Source organism: Streptomyces yaizuensis, assembly GCF_034961445.1.
Lineage (GTDB): Bacteria > Actinomycetota > Actinomycetes > Streptomycetales > Streptomycetaceae > Streptomyces > Streptomyces yaizuensis.
Window position 1 is genome coordinate 159,628 of sequence record NZ_BSBI01000011.1, and the last position, 16,189, is coordinate 175,816.

The 16,189-nt window shown below is 66.6% G+C and carries 29 protein-coding genes; all 29 read left to right on the top strand.

Features of this window, described 5'->3' with window-relative positions; genetic code table 11:
• Positions 1-12: 12 nt before the first annotated feature.
• The 29 genes from rplC to rplQ all read left to right on the top strand — a co-directional run bounded on the left by rplC (position 13) and on the right by rplQ (position 16,165).
• Positions 13-657, top strand: a complete 645-nt coding sequence (gene rplC / locus SYYSPA8_RS25035) for a 50S ribosomal protein L3 (protein ID WP_323449561.1) — start codon at positions 13-15, stop codon at positions 655-657.
• 5 nt (positions 658-662) lie between these two features.
• Entirely contained in the window at positions 663-1,313 is a 651-nt protein-coding gene (rplD, locus tag SYYSPA8_RS25040) for a 50S ribosomal protein L4 (RefSeq protein ID WP_323449562.1), read from the top strand.
• Positions 1,313-1,633: a 50S ribosomal protein L23 gene (rplW, locus tag SYYSPA8_RS25045; protein ID WP_323449563.1), complete on the top strand. Its 321-nt coding sequence runs from the start codon at positions 1,313-1,315 to the stop codon at positions 1,631-1,633. The genes rplD and rplW overlap by 1 nt, the downstream gene beginning before the upstream one ends.
• A gap of 39 nt (positions 1,634-1,672) precedes the next feature.
• Positions 1,673-2,509 (top strand): 50S ribosomal protein L2, encoded by an 837-nt coding sequence (gene rplB, locus SYYSPA8_RS25050; protein ID WP_323449564.1) that lies wholly within the window; start codon positions 1,673-1,675, stop codon positions 2,507-2,509.
• Between the two features lie 12 nt (positions 2,510-2,521).
• The gene (rpsS, locus tag SYYSPA8_RS25055; protein ID WP_142214205.1) at positions 2,522-2,803 is read left to right on the top strand and encodes a 30S ribosomal protein S19; all 282 of its coding nucleotides are present in this window, start codon (positions 2,522-2,524) and stop codon (positions 2,801-2,803) included.
• Between the two features lie 50 nt (positions 2,804-2,853).
• The gene (gene rplV, locus SYYSPA8_RS25060; RefSeq protein WP_004571827.1) at positions 2,854-3,201 is read left to right on the top strand and encodes a 50S ribosomal protein L22; all 348 of its coding nucleotides are present in this window, start codon (positions 2,854-2,856) and stop codon (positions 3,199-3,201) included.
• On the top strand, positions 3,201-4,031 hold the full coding sequence (gene rpsC / locus SYYSPA8_RS25065; RefSeq protein ID WP_323449565.1) for a 30S ribosomal protein S3: 831 nt from the start codon (positions 3,201-3,203) through the stop codon (positions 4,029-4,031). Before rplV ends, rpsC begins: the two co-directional genes overlap by 1 nt.
• A 5-nt stretch (positions 4,032-4,036) precedes the next feature.
• Positions 4,037-4,456: a 50S ribosomal protein L16 gene (rplP, locus tag SYYSPA8_RS25070; protein ID WP_072485538.1), complete on the top strand. Its 420-nt coding sequence runs from the start codon at positions 4,037-4,039 to the stop codon at positions 4,454-4,456.
• A complete protein-coding gene (rpmC, locus tag SYYSPA8_RS25075) occupies positions 4,456-4,680 on the top strand; it encodes a 50S ribosomal protein L29 (protein ID WP_323449566.1) in 225 nt (74 codons plus the stop codon). Before rplP ends, rpmC begins: the two co-directional genes overlap by 1 nt.
• Positions 4,680-4,967 (top strand): 30S ribosomal protein S17, encoded by a 288-nt coding sequence (gene rpsQ, locus SYYSPA8_RS25080; protein WP_323449567.1) that lies wholly within the window; start codon positions 4,680-4,682, stop codon positions 4,965-4,967. Before rpmC ends, rpsQ begins: the two co-directional genes overlap by 1 nt.
• 97 nt (positions 4,968-5,064) lie before the next feature.
• A complete protein-coding gene (gene rplN, locus SYYSPA8_RS25085; protein WP_003956455.1) occupies positions 5,065-5,433 on the top strand; it encodes a 50S ribosomal protein L14 in 369 nt (122 codons plus the stop codon).
• Between the two features lie 2 nt (positions 5,434-5,435).
• A complete protein-coding gene (rplX, locus tag SYYSPA8_RS25090; RefSeq protein WP_323449568.1) occupies positions 5,436-5,759 on the top strand; it encodes a 50S ribosomal protein L24 in 324 nt (107 codons plus the stop codon).
• On the top strand, positions 5,759-6,316 hold the full coding sequence (gene rplE, locus SYYSPA8_RS25095) for a 50S ribosomal protein L5 (RefSeq protein WP_323449569.1): 558 nt from the start codon (positions 5,759-5,761) through the stop codon (positions 6,314-6,316). Before rplX ends, rplE begins: the two co-directional genes overlap by 1 nt.
• 3 nt (positions 6,317-6,319) lie before the next feature.
• Positions 6,320-6,505, top strand: coding sequence for a type Z 30S ribosomal protein S14 (locus tag SYYSPA8_RS25100; RefSeq protein ID WP_003956452.1), 186 nt, complete (start codon positions 6,320-6,322; stop codon positions 6,503-6,505).
• A gap of 210 nt (positions 6,506-6,715) precedes the next feature.
• Positions 6,716-7,114 (top strand): 30S ribosomal protein S8, encoded by a 399-nt coding sequence (gene rpsH, locus SYYSPA8_RS25105; RefSeq protein WP_006347222.1) that lies wholly within the window; start codon positions 6,716-6,718, stop codon positions 7,112-7,114.
• Between the two features lie 21 nt (positions 7,115-7,135).
• Positions 7,136-7,675 carry a 50S ribosomal protein L6 gene (rplF, locus tag SYYSPA8_RS25110; protein WP_323449570.1) on the top strand — a complete coding sequence of 180 codons (540 nt, stop codon included), beginning with the start codon at positions 7,136-7,138 and terminating at the stop codon, positions 7,673-7,675.
• A 3-nt stretch (positions 7,676-7,678) separates the two neighbouring features.
• Complete coding sequence (gene rplR, locus SYYSPA8_RS25115; RefSeq protein ID WP_323449571.1) at positions 7,679-8,062, top strand: 50S ribosomal protein L18; 384 nt, start codon at positions 7,679-7,681, stop codon at positions 8,060-8,062.
• Positions 8,063-8,129: 67 nt separating this feature from the next.
• Positions 8,130-8,735 carry a 30S ribosomal protein S5 gene (rpsE, locus tag SYYSPA8_RS25120; RefSeq protein WP_323449572.1) on the top strand — a complete coding sequence of 202 codons (606 nt, stop codon included), beginning with the start codon at positions 8,130-8,132 and terminating at the stop codon, positions 8,733-8,735.
• The gene (rpmD, locus tag SYYSPA8_RS25125; RefSeq protein ID WP_005313525.1) at positions 8,735-8,917 is read left to right on the top strand and encodes a 50S ribosomal protein L30; all 183 of its coding nucleotides are present in this window, start codon (positions 8,735-8,737) and stop codon (positions 8,915-8,917) included. Before rpsE ends, rpmD begins: the two co-directional genes overlap by 1 nt.
• Position 8,918: 1 nt before the next feature.
• On the top strand, positions 8,919-9,374 hold the full coding sequence (gene rplO / locus SYYSPA8_RS25130) for a 50S ribosomal protein L15 (protein WP_323449573.1): 456 nt from the start codon (positions 8,919-8,921) through the stop codon (positions 9,372-9,374).
• A gap of 256 nt (positions 9,375-9,630) precedes the next feature.
• Positions 9,631-10,950 carry a preprotein translocase subunit SecY gene (gene secY, locus SYYSPA8_RS25135; RefSeq protein ID WP_323449574.1) on the top strand — a complete coding sequence of 440 codons (1,320 nt, stop codon included), beginning with the start codon at positions 9,631-9,633 and terminating at the stop codon, positions 10,948-10,950.
• Positions 10,950-11,615: an adenylate kinase gene (locus SYYSPA8_RS25140; RefSeq protein ID WP_323449575.1), complete on the top strand. Its 666-nt coding sequence runs from the start codon at positions 10,950-10,952 to the stop codon at positions 11,613-11,615. The genes secY and SYYSPA8_RS25140 overlap by 1 nt, the downstream gene beginning before the upstream one ends.
• A gap of 182 nt (positions 11,616-11,797) precedes the next feature.
• Positions 11,798-12,634, top strand: coding sequence for a type I methionyl aminopeptidase (gene map, locus SYYSPA8_RS25145; RefSeq protein ID WP_323449576.1), 837 nt, complete (start codon positions 11,798-11,800; stop codon positions 12,632-12,634).
• A gap of 283 nt (positions 12,635-12,917) precedes the next feature.
• Complete coding sequence (gene infA, locus SYYSPA8_RS25150) at positions 12,918-13,139, top strand: translation initiation factor IF-1 (RefSeq protein WP_003956442.1); 222 nt, start codon at positions 12,918-12,920, stop codon at positions 13,137-13,139.
• A gap of 54 nt (positions 13,140-13,193) precedes the next feature.
• Entirely contained in the window at positions 13,194-13,307 is a 114-nt protein-coding gene (gene rpmJ, locus SYYSPA8_RS25155; protein ID WP_003956441.1) for a 50S ribosomal protein L36, read from the top strand.
• Positions 13,308-13,512: 205 nt separating this feature from the next.
• The gene (gene rpsM, locus SYYSPA8_RS25160; RefSeq protein ID WP_323449577.1) at positions 13,513-13,893 is read left to right on the top strand and encodes a 30S ribosomal protein S13; all 381 of its coding nucleotides are present in this window, start codon (positions 13,513-13,515) and stop codon (positions 13,891-13,893) included.
• Between the two features lie 101 nt (positions 13,894-13,994).
• Complete coding sequence (rpsK, locus tag SYYSPA8_RS25165) at positions 13,995-14,399, top strand: 30S ribosomal protein S11 (RefSeq protein ID WP_003956432.1); 405 nt, start codon at positions 13,995-13,997, stop codon at positions 14,397-14,399.
• A 140-nt stretch (positions 14,400-14,539) separates the two neighbouring features.
• Positions 14,540-15,562: a DNA-directed RNA polymerase subunit alpha gene (locus SYYSPA8_RS25170; RefSeq protein ID WP_146481858.1), complete on the top strand. Its 1,023-nt coding sequence runs from the start codon at positions 14,540-14,542 to the stop codon at positions 15,560-15,562.
• Between the two features lie 96 nt (positions 15,563-15,658).
• Positions 15,659-16,165, top strand: coding sequence for a 50S ribosomal protein L17 (gene rplQ / locus SYYSPA8_RS25175; protein ID WP_323449578.1), 507 nt, complete (start codon positions 15,659-15,661; stop codon positions 16,163-16,165).
• Positions 16,166-16,189: the final 24 nt, after the last annotated feature.

Below are 16,189 nucleotides of genomic sequence, written 5' to 3' on the forward strand. Positions count from 1 at the left end.
GGCGCGGAAGAGATGGCAAAGCAGATCAAGGGCGTCCTGGGCGAGAAGCTCGGCATGACCCAGGTCTGGGACGAGAACAACCGTGTCGTCCCGGTGACCGTTGTCAAGGCCGGGCCCTGCATCGTTACCCAGGTCCGTACGAATGACGTCGACGGCTACGAGTCGGTCCAGATCGCCTTCGGCGAGATCGACCCGCGCAAGGTGAACAAGCCCCTCAAGGGTCACTTCGCCAAGGCCGACGTGACCCCCCGCCGCCACCTGGTGGAGATCCGTACCTCCGACGCCGCCGAGTACACGCTCGGCCAGGAGGTCACCGCCGCTGTGTTCGAGTCCGGCGTCAAGGTTGACGTCACGGGCAAGAGCAAGGGCAAGGGCTTCGCCGGTGTCATGAAGCGTCACAACTTCAAGGGCCTCGGCGCCGGTCACGGCACCCAGCGCAAGCACCGCTCCCCCGGCTCCATCGGTGGCTGTGCCACCCCGGGCCGTGTGTTCAAGGGCCTCCGCATGGCGGGCCGTATGGGCAACGAGCGGGTCACCACCCAGAACCTGACCGTTCACGCCGTTGACGCGGAGAAGGGCCTGCTGCTCATCAAGGGCGCGGTTCCCGGTCCCAACGGCGGCCTGGTCCTGGTCCGCACTGCGGCCAAGGGGGCCTGAGGACTATGAGCACCATTGACATTCTGTCGCCCGCGGGCGACAAGACCGGGACCCTCGAGCTCCCGGCCGAGATCTTCGACGCCAAGGTCAGCGTTCCGCTGATCCACCAGGTCGTCGTCGCGCAGCTGGCCGCCGCCCGTCAGGGCACGCACAAGGTCAAGACGCGTGGCGAGGTCCGTGGTGGTGGCAAGAAGCCCTACCGCCAGAAGGGCACCGGCCGCGCCCGTCAGGGTTCGACCCGCGCCCCGCAGTTCGCCGGCGGTGGCGTCGTGCACGGCCCCGTGCCGCGCGACTACTCGCAGCGGACCCCGAAGAAGATGAAGGCCGCCGCCCTGCGCGGTGCCCTCACCGACCGGGCCCGCAACGCGCGCATCCACGTCGTCACCGACGTGGTCGAGGGTGGCGTCTCCACCAAGGCCGCGCGGACGCTGCTCGGCAAGGTCTCGGAGCGCAAGAACCTGCTCCTGATCGCCGAGCGCTCCGACGAGGCCGCGTGGCTGTCCGCCCGCAACCTGCCCCAGGTGCACATCCTGGAGCCGGGCCAGCTGAACACGTACGACGTGATCCGCTCCGATGACGTGGTCTTCACCCAGGCCGCCTTCGAGACCTTCGTGTCTGGCCCCGAGGCCAACGAGACCGAAGGGAGCGACGCCTGATGGCTGAGACGACCGTAACCAGCAAGACCTTCGCGGACCCGCACGACCTCCTCGTCAAGCCGGTGGTTTCCGAGAAGAGCTACGCGCTGCTGGACGAGAACAAGTACACGTTCATCGTCGACCCGCGTGCCAACAAGACCCAGATCAAGCAGGCCATTGAGAAGGTCTTCTCGGTCAAGGTCACCGGGGTCAACACGATCAACCGCCAGGGCAAGCGCAAGCGCACCCGCACCGGTTTCGGCAAGCGCGCCAACACCAAGCGCGCCATCGTGACCCTCGCCGAGGGCGACCGTATCGACATCTTCGGCCAGGCCTCCTAACGGAGCGCCCTGGTCCGAATATCGGACGAGGACTGAGAAATGGGTATCCGCAAGTACAAGCCGACGACTCCGGGCCGTCGTGGCTCCAGCGTCGCCGACTTCGTCGAGATCACGCGGTCCACGCCGGAGAAGTCGCTGGTCCGCCCCCTGCACAGCAAGGGCGGCCGTAACAACACCGGTCGTGTGACCGTCCGTCACCAGGGCGGTGGCCACAAGCGCGCCTACCGTGTGATCGACTTCCGTCGTCACGACAAGGACGGCGTGCCGGCGAAGGTCGCTCACATCGAGTACGACCCGAACCGCACCGCGCGCATCGCGCTGCTGCACTACGCGGACGGCGAGAAGCGCTACATCATCGCGCCGCGTGGCCTGTCGCAGGGCGACCGTGTCGAGAACGGTCCGGCCGCCGACATCAAGCCCGGCAACAACCTGGCGCTGCGCAACATCCCGGTCGGTACGACCATCCACGCCATCGAGCTGCGGCCCGGCGGCGGCGCGAAGTTCGCCCGCTCCGCGGGTGCCTCCGTGCAGCTGCTGGCGAAGGAGGGCACGATGGCCCACCTTCGTATGCCGTCCGGTGAGATCCGTCTGGTCGACGTCCGCTGCCGCGCCACCATCGGCGAGGTCGGCAACGCCGAGCAGTCGAACATCAACTGGGGCAAGGCTGGCCGCCTGCGCTGGAAGGGCGTCCGCCCGACCGTCCGCGGTGTCGCGATGAACCCGGTTGACCACCCGCACGGTGGTGGTGAGGGCAAGACCTCCGGTGGTCGCCACCCGGTCAGCCCGTGGGGTCAGAAGGAGGGTCGTACTCGCTCTCCCAAGAAGGCGAGCAGCAAGTACATCGTCCGCCGCCGCAAGACGAACAAGAAGCGCTAGGAGCGGGTTTAGATGCCGCGCAGTCTCAAGAAGGGGCCCTTCGTCGACGACCACCTGATCAAGAAGGTGGACGTACAGAACGAAGCAGGCACCAAGAACGTCATCAAGACCTGGTCCCGTCGCTCGATGATCATCCCGGCCATGCTGGGCCACACGATCGCGGTGCACAACGGCAAGACCCACGTCCCGGTGTTCGTCACCGAGTCGATGGTCGGCCACAAGCTCGGCGAGTTCTCGCCGACTCGCACCTTCCGAGGCCACGTCAAGGACGACCGGAAGTCGAAGCGCCGCTAACGCGGGGTGGAACGACTATGACGAACGTGTCAGACACTGAAGGGACAACCATGGAAGCCAGGGCCCAGGCGCGGTACATCCGCGTCACGCCCATGAAGGCCCGCCGCGTGGTGGACCTCATCCGTGGCATGGACGCCACGGAGGCTCAGGCGGTCCTGCGTTTCGCCCCGCAGGCCGCGAGCGTGCCGGTTGGCAAGGTGCTGGACAGCGCCATCGCCAACGCCGCGCACAACTACGACCACACGGACGCCTCTTCGCTGGTCATCAGCGAGGCGTACGTGGACGAGGGCCCGACCCTGAAGCGGTTCCGTCCGCGTGCTCAGGGCCGTGCCTACCGGATCCGTAAGCGGACCAGCCACATCACCGTGGTCGTCAGCAGCAAGGAAGGAACCCGGTAATGGGCCAGAAGGTTAACCCGCATGGGTTCCGGCTCGGCATCACCACGGACTTCAAGTCCCGCTGGTACGCCGACAAGCTGTACAAGGACTACGTCAAGGAAGACGTCGCCATCCGTCGGATGCTGACGTCCGGCATGGAGCGCGCCGGCATCTCCAAGGTGGAGATCGAGCGCACCCGTGACCGTGTCCGCGTGGACATCCACACCGCTCGCCCGGGCATTGTCATCGGTCGCCGTGGCGCCGAGGCCGACAAGATCCGCGGCCAGCTGGAGAAGCTGACCGGCAAGCAGGTCCAGCTGAACATCCTCGAGGTCAAGAACCCCGAGGTGGACGCTCAGCTGGTGGCCCAGGCCGTCGCCGAGCAGCTGTCCTCCCGCGTCTCCTTCCGCCGTGCCATGCGCAAGAGCATGCAGTCGGCGATGAAGGCGGGCGCCAAGGGCATCAAGATCCAGTGCGGTGGCCGTCTCGGCGGCGCCGAGATGTCCCGCTCGGAGTTCTACCGCGAGGGCCGTGTGCCGCTGCACACGCTCCGTGCGAACGTCGAGTACGGCTTCTTCGAGGCCAAGACGACCTTCGGCCGCATCGGTGTGAAGGTCTGGATCTACAAGGGCGACGTCAAGAACATCGCCGAGGTCCGCGCCGAGAACGCCGCCGCCCGCGCCGGCAACCGTCCGGCCCGTGGCGGTAACGACCGCCCGGCCGGCCGCGGTGGCCGTGGTGGCGAGCGTGGCGGTCGCGGCCGCAAGCCGCAGCAGAGCGCCGCTGCCGAGGCCCCCAAGGCCGAGGCCGCTGCCGCTGCTCCGGCTGAGAGCACCGGAACGGAGGCCTGACCGACATGCTGATCCCCCGTAGGGTCAAGCACCGCAAGCAGCACCACCCCAAGCGCAGCGGTATGTCCAAGGGTGGTACGCAGGTTGCGTTCGGCGAGTACGGCATTCAGGCCCTCACTCCGGCGTACGTGACCAACCGCCAGATCGAGGCGGCGCGTATCGCGATGACCCGCCACATCAAGCGTGGCGGCAAGGTCTGGATCAACATCTACCCGGACCGTCCGCTGACGAAGAAGCCCGCCGAGACCCGCATGGGTTCCGGTAAGGGTTCCCCCGAGTGGTGGATCGCGAACGTCAAGCCCGGTCGGGTGATGTTCGAGCTGTCCTACCCGAACGAGAAGATTGCTCGTGAGGCGCTCACCCGCGCTGCTCACAAGCTTCCGATGAAGTGCCGCATCGTTCGGCGCGAGGCAGGTGAGGCGTGATGTCGGCCGGAACCAAGGCGTCCGAGCTGCGCGAGCTGGGCAGCGAGGAGCTTGTTGACAAGCTCCGCGAGGCCAAGGAAGAGCTGTTCAACCTCCGCTTCCAGGCGGCGACGGGTCAGCTCGAGAACCACGGCCGGCTGAAGGCCGTCCGTAAGGACATCGCGCGGATCTACACCCTGATGCGTGAGCGCGAGCTGGGCATCGAGACGGTGGAGAGCGCCTGATGAGCGAGAACAACGTGACTGAAGAGACCAAGGTCGAGCGCGGTTTCCGCAAGACCCGTGAGGGTCTGGTCGTCAGCGACAAGATGGACAAGACCGTCGTCGTCGCTGTCGAGGACCGTGTGAAGCACGCCCTGTACGGCAAGGTCATCCGCCGCACGAGCAAGCTGAAGGCTCACGACGAGCAGAACGCCGCCGGTATCGGCGACCGCGTCCTCCTGATGGAGACCCGGCCGCTGTCCGCGACGAAGCGCTGGCGCATCGTCGAGATCCTCGAGAAGGCCAAGTAATCGCTTGAAGGGGTAACCCTTCGAGTTCAGTTCCGCCAGGCTCCGGGGGGCCGCTCAGCGGCCCCCCGGGGAACCGGCAGACAAACAGGAGATAGACGTGATCCAGCAGGAGTCGCGACTGCGTGTCGCCGACAACACTGGTGCCAAGGAGATCCTTTGCATCCGTGTTCTCGGTGGTTCCGGTCGCCGCTACGCGGGCATCGGTGACGTCATCGTCGCCACCGTCAAGGACGCGATCCCCGGTGGCAACGTGAAGAAGGGTGACGTCGTCAAGGCGGTCATCGTTCGCACCGTCAAGGAGCGCCGCCGCCAGGACGGCTCGTACATCCGCTTCGACGAGAACGCCGCTGTCATTCTGAAGAACGACGGCGACCCTCGCGGCACCCGTATCTTCGGCCCCGTGGGCCGTGAGCTGCGCGAGAAGAAGTTCATGAAGATCATCTCGCTCGCGCCGGAGGTGCTGTAAGCATGAAGATCAAGAAGGGCGACCTGGTACAGGTCATCACCGGTAAGGACAAGGGCAAGCAGGGCAAGGTCATCGCGGCCTTCCCCCGCGAGGACCGGGTCCTGGTCGAGGGTGTCAACCGGGTCAAGAAGCACACCAAGGCCGGTCCGACCGCTCGCGGTTCGCAGTCCGGCGGGATCATCACGACCGAGGCCCCCGTCCACGTGAGCAACGTTCAGCTCGTCGTGGAGAAGGACGGCAAGAAGGTCGTGACCCGCGTCGGCTACCGCTTCGACGACGAGGGCAACAAGATCCGCGTTGCCAAGCGGACGGGTGAGGACATCTGATGGCTACCACCACCACTCCGCGTCTCAAGACGAAGTACCGCGAGGAAATCAAGGGCAAGCTGCTTGAGGAGTTCTCGTACGAGAACGTCATGCAGGTTCCCGGCCTCGTCAAGATCGTGGTCAACATGGGTGTGGGCGACGCCGCCCGCGACTCCAAGCTGATCGACGGTGCCATCAAGGACCTCACCACGATCACCGGCCAGAAGCCGGCCGTCACCAAGGCCCGTAAGTCCATCGCGCAGTTCAAGCTGCGTGAGGGCCAGCCGATCGGTGCCCACGTCACGCTCCGTGGCGACCGCATGTGGGAGTTCCTGGACCGCACCCTGTCGCTCGCGCTTCCGCGCATCCGCGACTTCCGTGGTCTGTCCCCCAAGCAGTTCGACGGCCGTGGCAACTACACCTTCGGTCTCACCGAGCAGGTCATGTTCCACGAGATCGACCAGGACAAGATCGACCGCGTCCGGGGTATGGACATCACCGTGGTCACCACGGCGACCAACGACGCTGAGGGCCGCGCGCTCCTTCGTCACCTCGGCTTCCCGTTCAAGGAGGCGTGAGCCGTGGCGAAGAAGGCTCTCATTGCCAAGGCCGCCCGCAAGCCCAAGTTCGGCGTGCGTGCGTACACGCGCTGCCAGCGCTGCGGTCGTCCCCACTCCGTGTACCGCAAGTTCGGCCTGTGCCGCGTGTGCCTCCGTGAGATGGCTCACCGTGGCGAGCTGCCGGGCGTGACCAAGAGCTCCTGGTAGAACCCCCTTTTAGGGTTCACCGGACGCTCTCGGTAAGCAGAAGGTCGGCGGTTGCCCGACCCTCCATGGCTTAGGCTAGGAGGGTTGGGCGTCCGCCGCCCATACGACTTACTACGCCGTAGGTCCCCGCGCCGCACCCGTCCCGCCCCTGTGTGGGGAGAGGGATGGCGCATACAGGAAACCCCGGCGAGAGAGGCCGAAGGCCAATTCATGACCATGACTGATCCCATCGCAGACATGCTGACGCGTCTGCGGAATGCGAACTCGGCGTACCACGACTCCGTGACCATGCCGCACAGCAAGATCAAGTCGCACATCGCGGAAATCCTCCAGCAGGAGGGCTTCATCACGGGCTGGAAGGTCGAGGACGCCGAGGTCGGCAAGAACCTCGTTCTCGAGCTCAAGTTCGGCCCGAACCGTGAGCGCTCCATCGCGGGCATCAAGCGGATCTCGAAGCCGGGTCTCCGCGTGTACGCGAAGTCCACCAACCTGCCGAAGGTGCTCGGCGGCCTGGGCGTGGCCATCATCTCCACGTCCCACGGGCTGCTCACCGGCCAGCAGGCGCAGAAGAAGGGCGTGGGTGGGGAAGTCCTCGCCTACGTCTGGTAGTCGGGAACGGAGGAAAAGCCAATGTCGCGTATCGGCAAGCTCCCCATTCAGGTTCCCGCCGGTGTGGACGTCACCATCGATGGCCGCACGGTCGGCGTGAAGGGCCCCAAGGGTTCCCTCACGCACACCGTGGCCGCGCCGATCGAGATCGCTAAGGGTGAGGACGGCGTTCTGAACGTCACCCGCCCCAACGACGAGCGTCAGAACAAGGCCCTGCACGGCCTGTCCCGCACGCTGGTGGCGAACATGATCACCGGTGTGACCCAGGGATACACCAAGGCGCTCGAGATCAGCGGTGTCGGTTACCGCGTGGCCGCGAAGGGCTCCAACCTGGAGTTCCAGCTCGGTTACAGCCACCCGATCCTGGTGGAGGCCCCCGAGGGGATCTCCTTCAAGGTCGAGTCGCCGACCAAGTTCTCGGTCGAGGGCATCGACAAGCAGAAGGTCGGCGAGGTCGCCGCGAACATCCGCAAGCTGCGCAAGCCCGACCCGTACAAGGCCAAGGGCGTCAAGTACGCGGGCGAGGTCATCCGCCGCAAGGTCGGAAAGGCGGGTAAGTAAGCCATGGCATACGGTGTGAAGATCGCCAAGGGTGACGCGTACAAGCGCGCCGCCATCAAGCGTCGCCACATTCGCATCCGCAAGCGTGTCTCTGGCACGGCGGAGCGTCCGCGCCTGGTCGTGACGCGGTCCAACCGTCACATCGTGGCGCAGGTCATCGACGACATCGCGGGCCACACGCTCGCGTCGGCGTCGACCCTGGACAGCTCGATCCGCGGTGGCGAGGGCGACAAGAGCGCCCAGGCCAAGCAGGTCGGCTCCCTGGTCGCCGAGCGCGCCAAGGCCGCCGGCGTCGAGGCCGTCGTGTTCGACCGTGGTGGTAACCAGTACGCCGGGCGCATCGCCGCTCTGGCGGACGCCGCCCGCGAGGCCGGGCTCAAGTTCTGAGCCGCCCGTCGCGGCAGCGACTTAGTCGCTGCCGCGAAGCTAGCGGAAAAAGAGAGAGGTAATTCCAATGGCTGGACCCCAGCGCCGCGGAAGCGGTGCCGGTGGCGGCGAGCGGCGGGACCGGAAGGGCCGTGACGGCGGCGCAGCTGCCGCCGAGAAGACCGCTTACGTTGAGCGCGTCGTCGCGATCAACCGCGTCGCCAAGGTTGTGAAGGGTGGTCGTCGCTTCAGCTTCACCGCGCTGGTCGTGGTGGGCGACGGTGACGGCACCGTGGGTGTCGGTTACGGCAAGGCCAAGGAGGTGCCGGCCGCCATCGCCAAGGGTGTTGAGGAGGCCAAGAAGCACTTCTTCAAGGTCCCCCGTATCCAGGGCACCATCCCGCACCCCATCCAGGGTGAGAAGGCCGCGGGCGTCGTCCTGCTGAAGCCTGCTTCCCCCGGTACCGGTGTTATCGCCGGTGGTCCGGTGCGCGCCGTCCTGGAGTGCGCCGGTATCCACGACATCCTGTCGAAGTCGCTCGGCTCCGACAACGCGATCAACATCGTGCACGCGACCGTGGCGGCCCTCAAGGGCCTCCAGCGTCCCGAGGAGATCGCGGCCCGCCGCGGTCTGCCCCTTGAGGACGTGGCCCCCGCGGCCCTGCTCCGTGCTCGTGCGGGGGCGGGTGTCTGATGGCCCGCCTCAAGATCACGCAGACGAAGTCGTACATCGGTAGCAAGCAGAACCACCGAGACACCCTCCGTTCGCTGGGCCTCAAGCGGCTCAACGACGTGGTTGTCAAGGAGGACCGCCCCGAGTTCCGCGGAATGGTTCACACCGTCCGCCACCTCGTGACGGTCGAGGAGGTCGACTGACATGGCGGACAACAACCCGCTGATGCTCCACAACCTCCGTCCTGCCCCGGGCGCCAAGACCGCCAAGACCCGTGTGGGTCGTGGTGAGGCGTCCAAGGGTAAGACCGCAGGTCGTGGTACCAAGGGCACGAAGGCCCGTTACCAGGTTCCGGAGCGCTTCGAGGGTGGGCAGATGCCCCTCCACATGCGTCTCCCGAAGCTCAAGGGCTTCAAGAACCCGTTCCGCACCGAGTACCAGGTCGTGAACCTGGACAAGCTGGCCGCGCTCTACCCGCAGGGTGGCGAGGTCACGGTGGCCGATCTGGTCGCCAAGGGTGCGGTTCGCAAGAACCAGCTCGTCAAGGTCCTGGGCCAGGGCGAGGTCTCCGTGGCGCTGCAGGTGACGGTCGACGCCGTCTCCGGCTCCGCCAAGGAGAAGATCACCGCCGCGGGCGGTTCGGTCACCGAGCTCGTCTGAGACCGGCTCGTGGCTGAAGGCTGAAACATCCGACCGGGGATGCCCTCTCAAATGGGGCATCCCCGGTCGGTCGTTCCAAGGGGGGCACTGTCGCCGGTAAGGTGGCGTGCACTGTTGCTGTAATGATGCGGGGGCTCCTGCTCTCGTGCCGTATCGTCCGCTTTCACCGGGGCCGTACGGGATTGCCTGAAACGTATTCGTCGATCCTCAAGACCGTCACCTCTGACGCAGTTGCGCGGGGGTCGCAGGAGGCACCGTGCTCACCGCGTTCGCCCGGGCGTTCAAGACGCCCGACCTGCGCAAGAAGCTGCTCTTCACACTCGGCATCATCGTGCTCTACCGGCTCGGGTCACATGTGCCGGTACCGGGCATCGATTATCAGAACGTCCAGTTCTGTGTCGCCCAGGCCCAGGAGAACAACAACAGCCTGTTCGGCCTGGTGAATATGTTCAGCGGCGGCGCGCTGCTTCAGATCACCATCTTCGCGCTGGGCATCATGCCCTACATCACGGCGAGCATCATCCTCCAGCTGCTGACCGTGGTCATTCCACGGCTGGAAGCGCTGAAGAAGGAGGGTCAGTCCGGCACTGCGAAGATCACGCAGTACACCCGGTACCTGACCGTCGCGCTCGCCATCCTCCAGGGCACCGGACTGGTCGCGACCGCTCGCAGCGGCGCGCTCTTCAGCGGCTGTCAGGTCGCCAACGAGATCGTTCCCGACCAGTCCATCTTCACGACCGTCGTCATGGTCGTCACCATGACCGCGGGTACGGCCGCCACCATGTGGCTCGGTGAGCTGATCACCGACCGCGGCATCGGCAACGGCATGTCCATCCTGATGTTCATCTCCATCGCGGCCGGCTTCCCCGGCTCGCTGTGGGCCATCAAGGAGAGCGGCACGCTGGCCAAGGGCTGGATCGAGTTCGGCACGGTCATCGTGATCGGCTTCGTGATGGTGGGTCTGGTCGTCTTCGTGGAACAGGCCCAGCGCCGGATTCCTGTGCAGTACGCCAAGCGCATGATCGGCCGCCGTTCCTACGGCGGTACGTCCACCTACATTCCCCTCAAGGTGAACCAGGCCGGTGTGATCCCGGTCATCTTCGCCTCGTCGCTGCTGTACATCCCGGCCCTGGTCGCGCAGTTCTCCAGCGAGACCTCAGGGTGGAAGACCTGGGTCGAGTCATACTTCGTCACAGGTGACCACCCCTACTACATCACCGCGTACTTCCTTCTGATCGTTTTCTTCGCCTTCTTCTACGTGGCCATCTCGTTCAACCCCGAAGAAGTCGCGGACAACATGAAGAAGTATGGTGGCTTCATCCCGGGTATCCGGGCTGGTCGACCTACTGCCGAGTATCTGAGCTACGTGCTCAACAGGATCACTTGGCCGGGCTCGCTGTACCTGGGCCTGATCGCTCTTGTCCCGACGATGGCGTTGGCGAGCTTCGGTGGCGCGAACCAGAACTTCCCGTTCGGCGGGACGAGCATCCTCATCATCGTGGGTGTGGGTCTGGAGACCGTGAAGCAGATCGAGAGCCAGCTCCAGCAGCGCAATTACGAAGGGTTCCTCCGCTAATGCGAATCGTCCTCGTCGGACCCCCCGGTGCGGGCAAGGGAACGCAGGCCGCGTACCTTGCCGAGAACCTGTCGATCCCGCACATCTCCACGGGCGATCTCTTCCGGGCCAACATCAGCCAGGGCACCGCCCTCGGCCTGGAGGCCAAGTCCTACATGGACGCGGGAGACCTGGTGCCCGATGAGGTCACCATCGGCATGGCCAAGGACCGGATGGAACGGCCGGACGCCGCGGGTGGCTTCCTGCTCGACGGCTTCCCGCGCAATGTCTCGCAGGCCGAGGCGCTGGACGCGATGCTGAAGTCCGAGGGCATGACGCTGGACGCGGTGCTCGACCTGGAGGTCCCCGAGGACGAGGTCGTCAAGCGGATCGCGGGCCGCCGCATCTGCCGGAACGACTCCAGCCATGTCTTCCACGTCACGTACTCGCCGCCGGCCATCGAAGGCGTCTGCGACGTCTGCGGCGGCGACCTGTACCAGCGGGACGACGACTCCGAGGAGACGGTCCGCAAGCGCCTGGAGGTCTACCACACCCAGACCGAGCCGATCATCGACTACTACCGGGGCCAGGGCCTCGTGGTGACGATCTCGGCGCTGGGCAAGGTCACCGACGTGACCGGGCGGGCGATGGAAGCGCTCAAGAAGGACGGCGAGGACCCCGCCTAGGCGGTGGCCCGCTGAGAGCAGCGTGCAGAAGGGACGGCCGCGGTGTCCGACGGACACCGCGGCCGTACTGTTGAGCAAGGGCCCGGGGGACCGGGAGAACGAAGGACCGCGACCGTCACGGCGGGGGCGCCGGCACGGCGTCGCCCGGCGGGCGGCGGACGACTGAGGTGGAAGGCAAGGCCATGGTGCAGATCAAGACCCCGGAGCAGATCGCGAAGATGCGCGAGGCGGGGTTGGTCGTCGCTGCCATCCACGCGGCGACCCGTGAGGCCGCGGTGCCCGGCGCCACCACCCGTGACCTGGACGAGGTCGCCCGCAAGGTGATCGCCGAGCACGGCGCCAAGTCGAACTTCCTCGGCTACGGCGGCTTCCCCGCCACCATCTGCACCTCGGTGAACGAGGTCGTCGTCCACGGCATCCCGGACACGAAGACGGTCCTCAAGGACGGCGACATCATCTCCATCGACGCCGGCGCCGTCATCGACGGCTGGCACGGGGACGCCGCCTACACCGCCTTCGTGGGCACCGGGCACGCCCCGGAGCTGGTGGAGCTGTCCCGGGTGACCGAGGAGTCCATGTGGGCCGGCATCGCCGCGATGCGGGCCGGCAACCGCCTGGTCGACATCTCCCGGGCGATCGAGACCTACATCCGCCGGCAGCCCAAGATCGGCGGCGGCAAGTACGGGATCGTCGAGGAGTACGGCGGCCACGGCATCGGCACCGAGATGCACATGGAGCCGCACCTGCTGAACTACGTCACCCGCAAGCGCGGCAAGGGCCCCCGGCTGGTGCCCGGCCTCTGCCTCGCCATCGAGCCCATGGTCTCGCTGGGGACGCCGCACACCGAGGTGCTCGCCGACGAGTGGACCGTGATCACCACGGACGGCACCTGGTCCTCGCACTGGGAGCACTCGGTGGCGCTGACGGAGGAGGGCCCGCTGGTCCTCACCGCCCCGGACTGCGGCCGGGCCAAGCTGGCCGAGCTGGGTGTCACGGCGGCGCCCGACCCGCTGGCCTGAGCCCCGGGGGCCCGTACGCCTGCCGTCCGGACCCGCGGACAACCGAATGAGTCGAACAGTCGAACAGTCGAACGATCGAAGCCCGCCCCCGGCCCTGCGGCCGTCCGGCGGGCTTCGGCCACTGCCCGGAATTCACTGCGTAAGGATCACGCGGGATGGGCAAGCTCCCTGGATTCGTCTTTTCGGGGGGCCTGGCGTAGACTGATGCGTCGGCTCTCGTGTACCCGTGTGCCCGCACCGGGTGGCGATTGTCGATCAAGGTAGCCGATTCGAAGGGCGAAGCGTGGCCAAGAAGCAAGGTGCCATCGAAATCGAGGGCACCGTGATCGAGTCCCTCCCGAACGCGATGTTCAAGGTGGAGCTTCAGAACGGTCACAAGGTCCTCGCGCACATCTCCGGCAAGATGCGGATGCACTACATCCGAATCCTCCCGGACGACCGGGTCGTGGTGGAGCTGTCTCCGTACGACCTGACGCGTGGCCGGATCGTCTACCGCTACAAGTAGATCTTGTCGAGTCCCCTGTCGGGGTCTCGGCACTGACCCGGAGAACCTCACCCCATGAAGGTCAAGCCGAGCGTCAAGAAGATCTGCGACAAGTGCAAGGTGATCCGCCGTCACGGCCGGGTCATGGTCATCTGCGACAACCTGCGCCACAAGCAGCGCCAGGGCTGACGCACGCCAACCTGCACTTCCCGCAGTTCTTCGCGCGACGCGAGCACAACGTACATACGCAGGGCCCGTCCGGTCGCAGCAGCGGCTGACGACACCTCCGGCGGGGGCCGGGGACCCGGTCCGTACCACCTCTCCGACATTCCGGAGCGGTCGGCGGTCGGGAATGGCTTTGCGGAAGACCCCCGAAATACACAGGAGCCATTGCATGGCACGCGTTTCCGGTGTTGACATCCCGCGCGAAAAGCGTGTGGAGATCGCACTCACCTACGTCTTCGGCATCGGCCGCACCCTGGCGAAGGAAACCCTCGCCACCACCGGTGTGAACCCGAACACCCGCGTTCGTGACCTGTCCGAAGAGGAACTGGTCAAGATCCGCGAGTACGTGGACAACAACATCAAGACCGAGGGTGACCTCCGTCGCGAGATCCAGGCCGACATCCGCCGCAAGGTCGAGATCGGCTGCTACCAGGGTCTGCGCCACCGCCGCGGCCTGCCGGTCCACGGTCAGCGCACCAGCACGAACGCTCGTACCCGCAAGGGCCCGCGTCGCGCCATCGCCGGTAAGAAGAAGCCGGGCAAGAAGTAGTCCTCAGCGGACCACTGCGGACTTCCGGGGGGCGACCCCCGGAGCCCGCACCAGCCAGCGGTCTTCGCTGCAGGACCGACCACCTCCCGTAGGAGTAAGAGATGCCCCCCAAGGGTCGTCAGGGCGCTGCCAAGAAGGTGCGCCGCAAGGAAAAGAAGAACGTCGCTCACGGCCACGCGCACATCAAGAGCACGTTCAACAACACCATCGTGTCGATCACGGACCCGTCCGGCAACGTGATCTCCTGGGCCTCCGCCGGCCACGTCGGCTTCAAGGGCTCGCGCAAGTCCACCCCCTTCGCCGCGCAGATGGCCGCCGAGTCGGCCGCCCGCCGGGCGCAGGAGCACGGCATGCGCAAGGTCGACGTCTTCGTCAAGGGTCCCGGCTCCGGCCGTGAGACCGCGATCCGCTCCCTCCAGGCCACCGGCCTTGAGGTCGGCTCGATCCAGGACGTCACCCCCACGCCGCACAACGGCTGCCGTCCGCCGAAGCGCCGCCGCGTCTGACGCCGCGTCGTCCCCGGACGAGCGCTTCGCCTTGAGTGTCCGGGCGGTACGACCCCCTTCGGGGACGTGCCGCCCGTACCCTTGCACCATGTTTGTCGGGCGTCATATAGCGGGCGCCCCCGACTGAAGGACCGATACACATGCTGATCGCTCAGCGTCCCTCGCTGACCGAAGAGGTCGTCGACGAGTACCGCTCCCGGTTCGTGATCGAGCCGCTGGAGCCGGGCTTCGGCTACACCCTCGGCAACTCCCTCCGCCGGACCCTCCTGTCCTCGATCCCGGGTGCGGCGGTCACGTCCATCCGCGTCGACGGCGTGCTGCACGAGTTCACCACCGTGCCGGGCGTCAAGGAGGACGTCACCGACCTGATCCTCAACATCAAGCAGCTGGTCGTCTCCTCGGAGCACGACGAGCCGGTCGTGATGTACCTGCGCAAGCAGGGCCCGGGTCTGGTCACCGCCGCCGACATCGCGCCCCCGGCCGGTGTCGAGGTGCACAACCCCGACCTGGTCCTCGCCACCCTCAACGGCAAGGGCAAGCTGGAGATGGAGCTGACCGTCGAGCGCGGTCGCGGCTATGTCTCCGCCGTGCAGAACAAGCAGGTCGGCCAGGAGATCGGCCGTATCCCGGTCGACTCCATCTACTCGCCGGTCCTCAAGGTCACCTACAAGGTCGAGGCGACCCGGGTCGAGCAGCGCACCGACTTTGACAAGCTGATCGTCGACGTCGAGACCAAGCAGGCCATGCGCCCGCGTGACGCCATGGCGTCCGCCGGCAAGACCCTGGTGGAGCTGTTCGGTCTCGCCCGCGAGCTGAACATCGACGCCGAGGGCATCGACATGGGTCCGTCCCCGACGGACGCCGCGCTCGCCGCCGATCTGGCGCTGCCGATCGAGGAGCTGGAGCTGACCGTCCGCTCCTACAACTGCCTCAAGCGCGAGGGCATCCACTCCGTGGGCGAGCTGGTCGCCCGCTCCGAGGCCGACCTGCTCGACATCCGCAACTTCGGTGCGAAGTCGATCGACGAGGTCAAGGCGAAGCTGGCCGGCATGGGCCTGGCCCTCAAGGACAGCCCGCCCGGATTCGACCCGACCGCCGCCGCCGACGCCTTCGGCGCCGACGACGACGCGGACGCCGGTTTCGTGGAGACCGAGCAGTACTGAGCCCCCGGGCTCACCAGGACTTCCCCGGGGCAGCCGCCACGGGGGAACTGACACCGGTACCTGACACGGCCGGTGCAGCACACAAGGAGAAACACCATGCCGAAGCCCGCCAAGGGTGCCCGTCTGGGCGGCAGCGCCGCGCACGAGCGTCACCTTCTCGCGAACCTCGCGAAGGCGCTGTTCGAGCACGGCCGCATCACCACGACCGAGGCCAAGGCCCGTCGCCTGCGTCCGGTCGCCGAGCGCCTGATCACCAAGGCGAAGAAGGGCGACATCCACAACCGTCGCCTGGTGCTGCAGACGATCACCGACAAGGGCATCGTCCACAGCCTCTTCACCGAGATCGCCCCGCGCTACGCGGAGCGTCCGGGTGGTTACACCCGGATCACCAAGATCGGCAACCGTCGTGGTGACAACGCCCCGATGGCCGTGATCGAGCTGGTCGAGGGCGAGATCGCCAAGAAGGCCACCGTCGCCGAGGCCGAGGCCGCCACCGTGCGCGCGGTCAAGGAGGACGCCCTCAAGAAGGACGAGGCGCCCGCCGCCGAGGCCACTGAGGACGCCAAGCCGGCCGAGGCCGCCGAGGAGTCCAAGGACGCCTGATCGCCTCACGGTGATCGTCCTTGA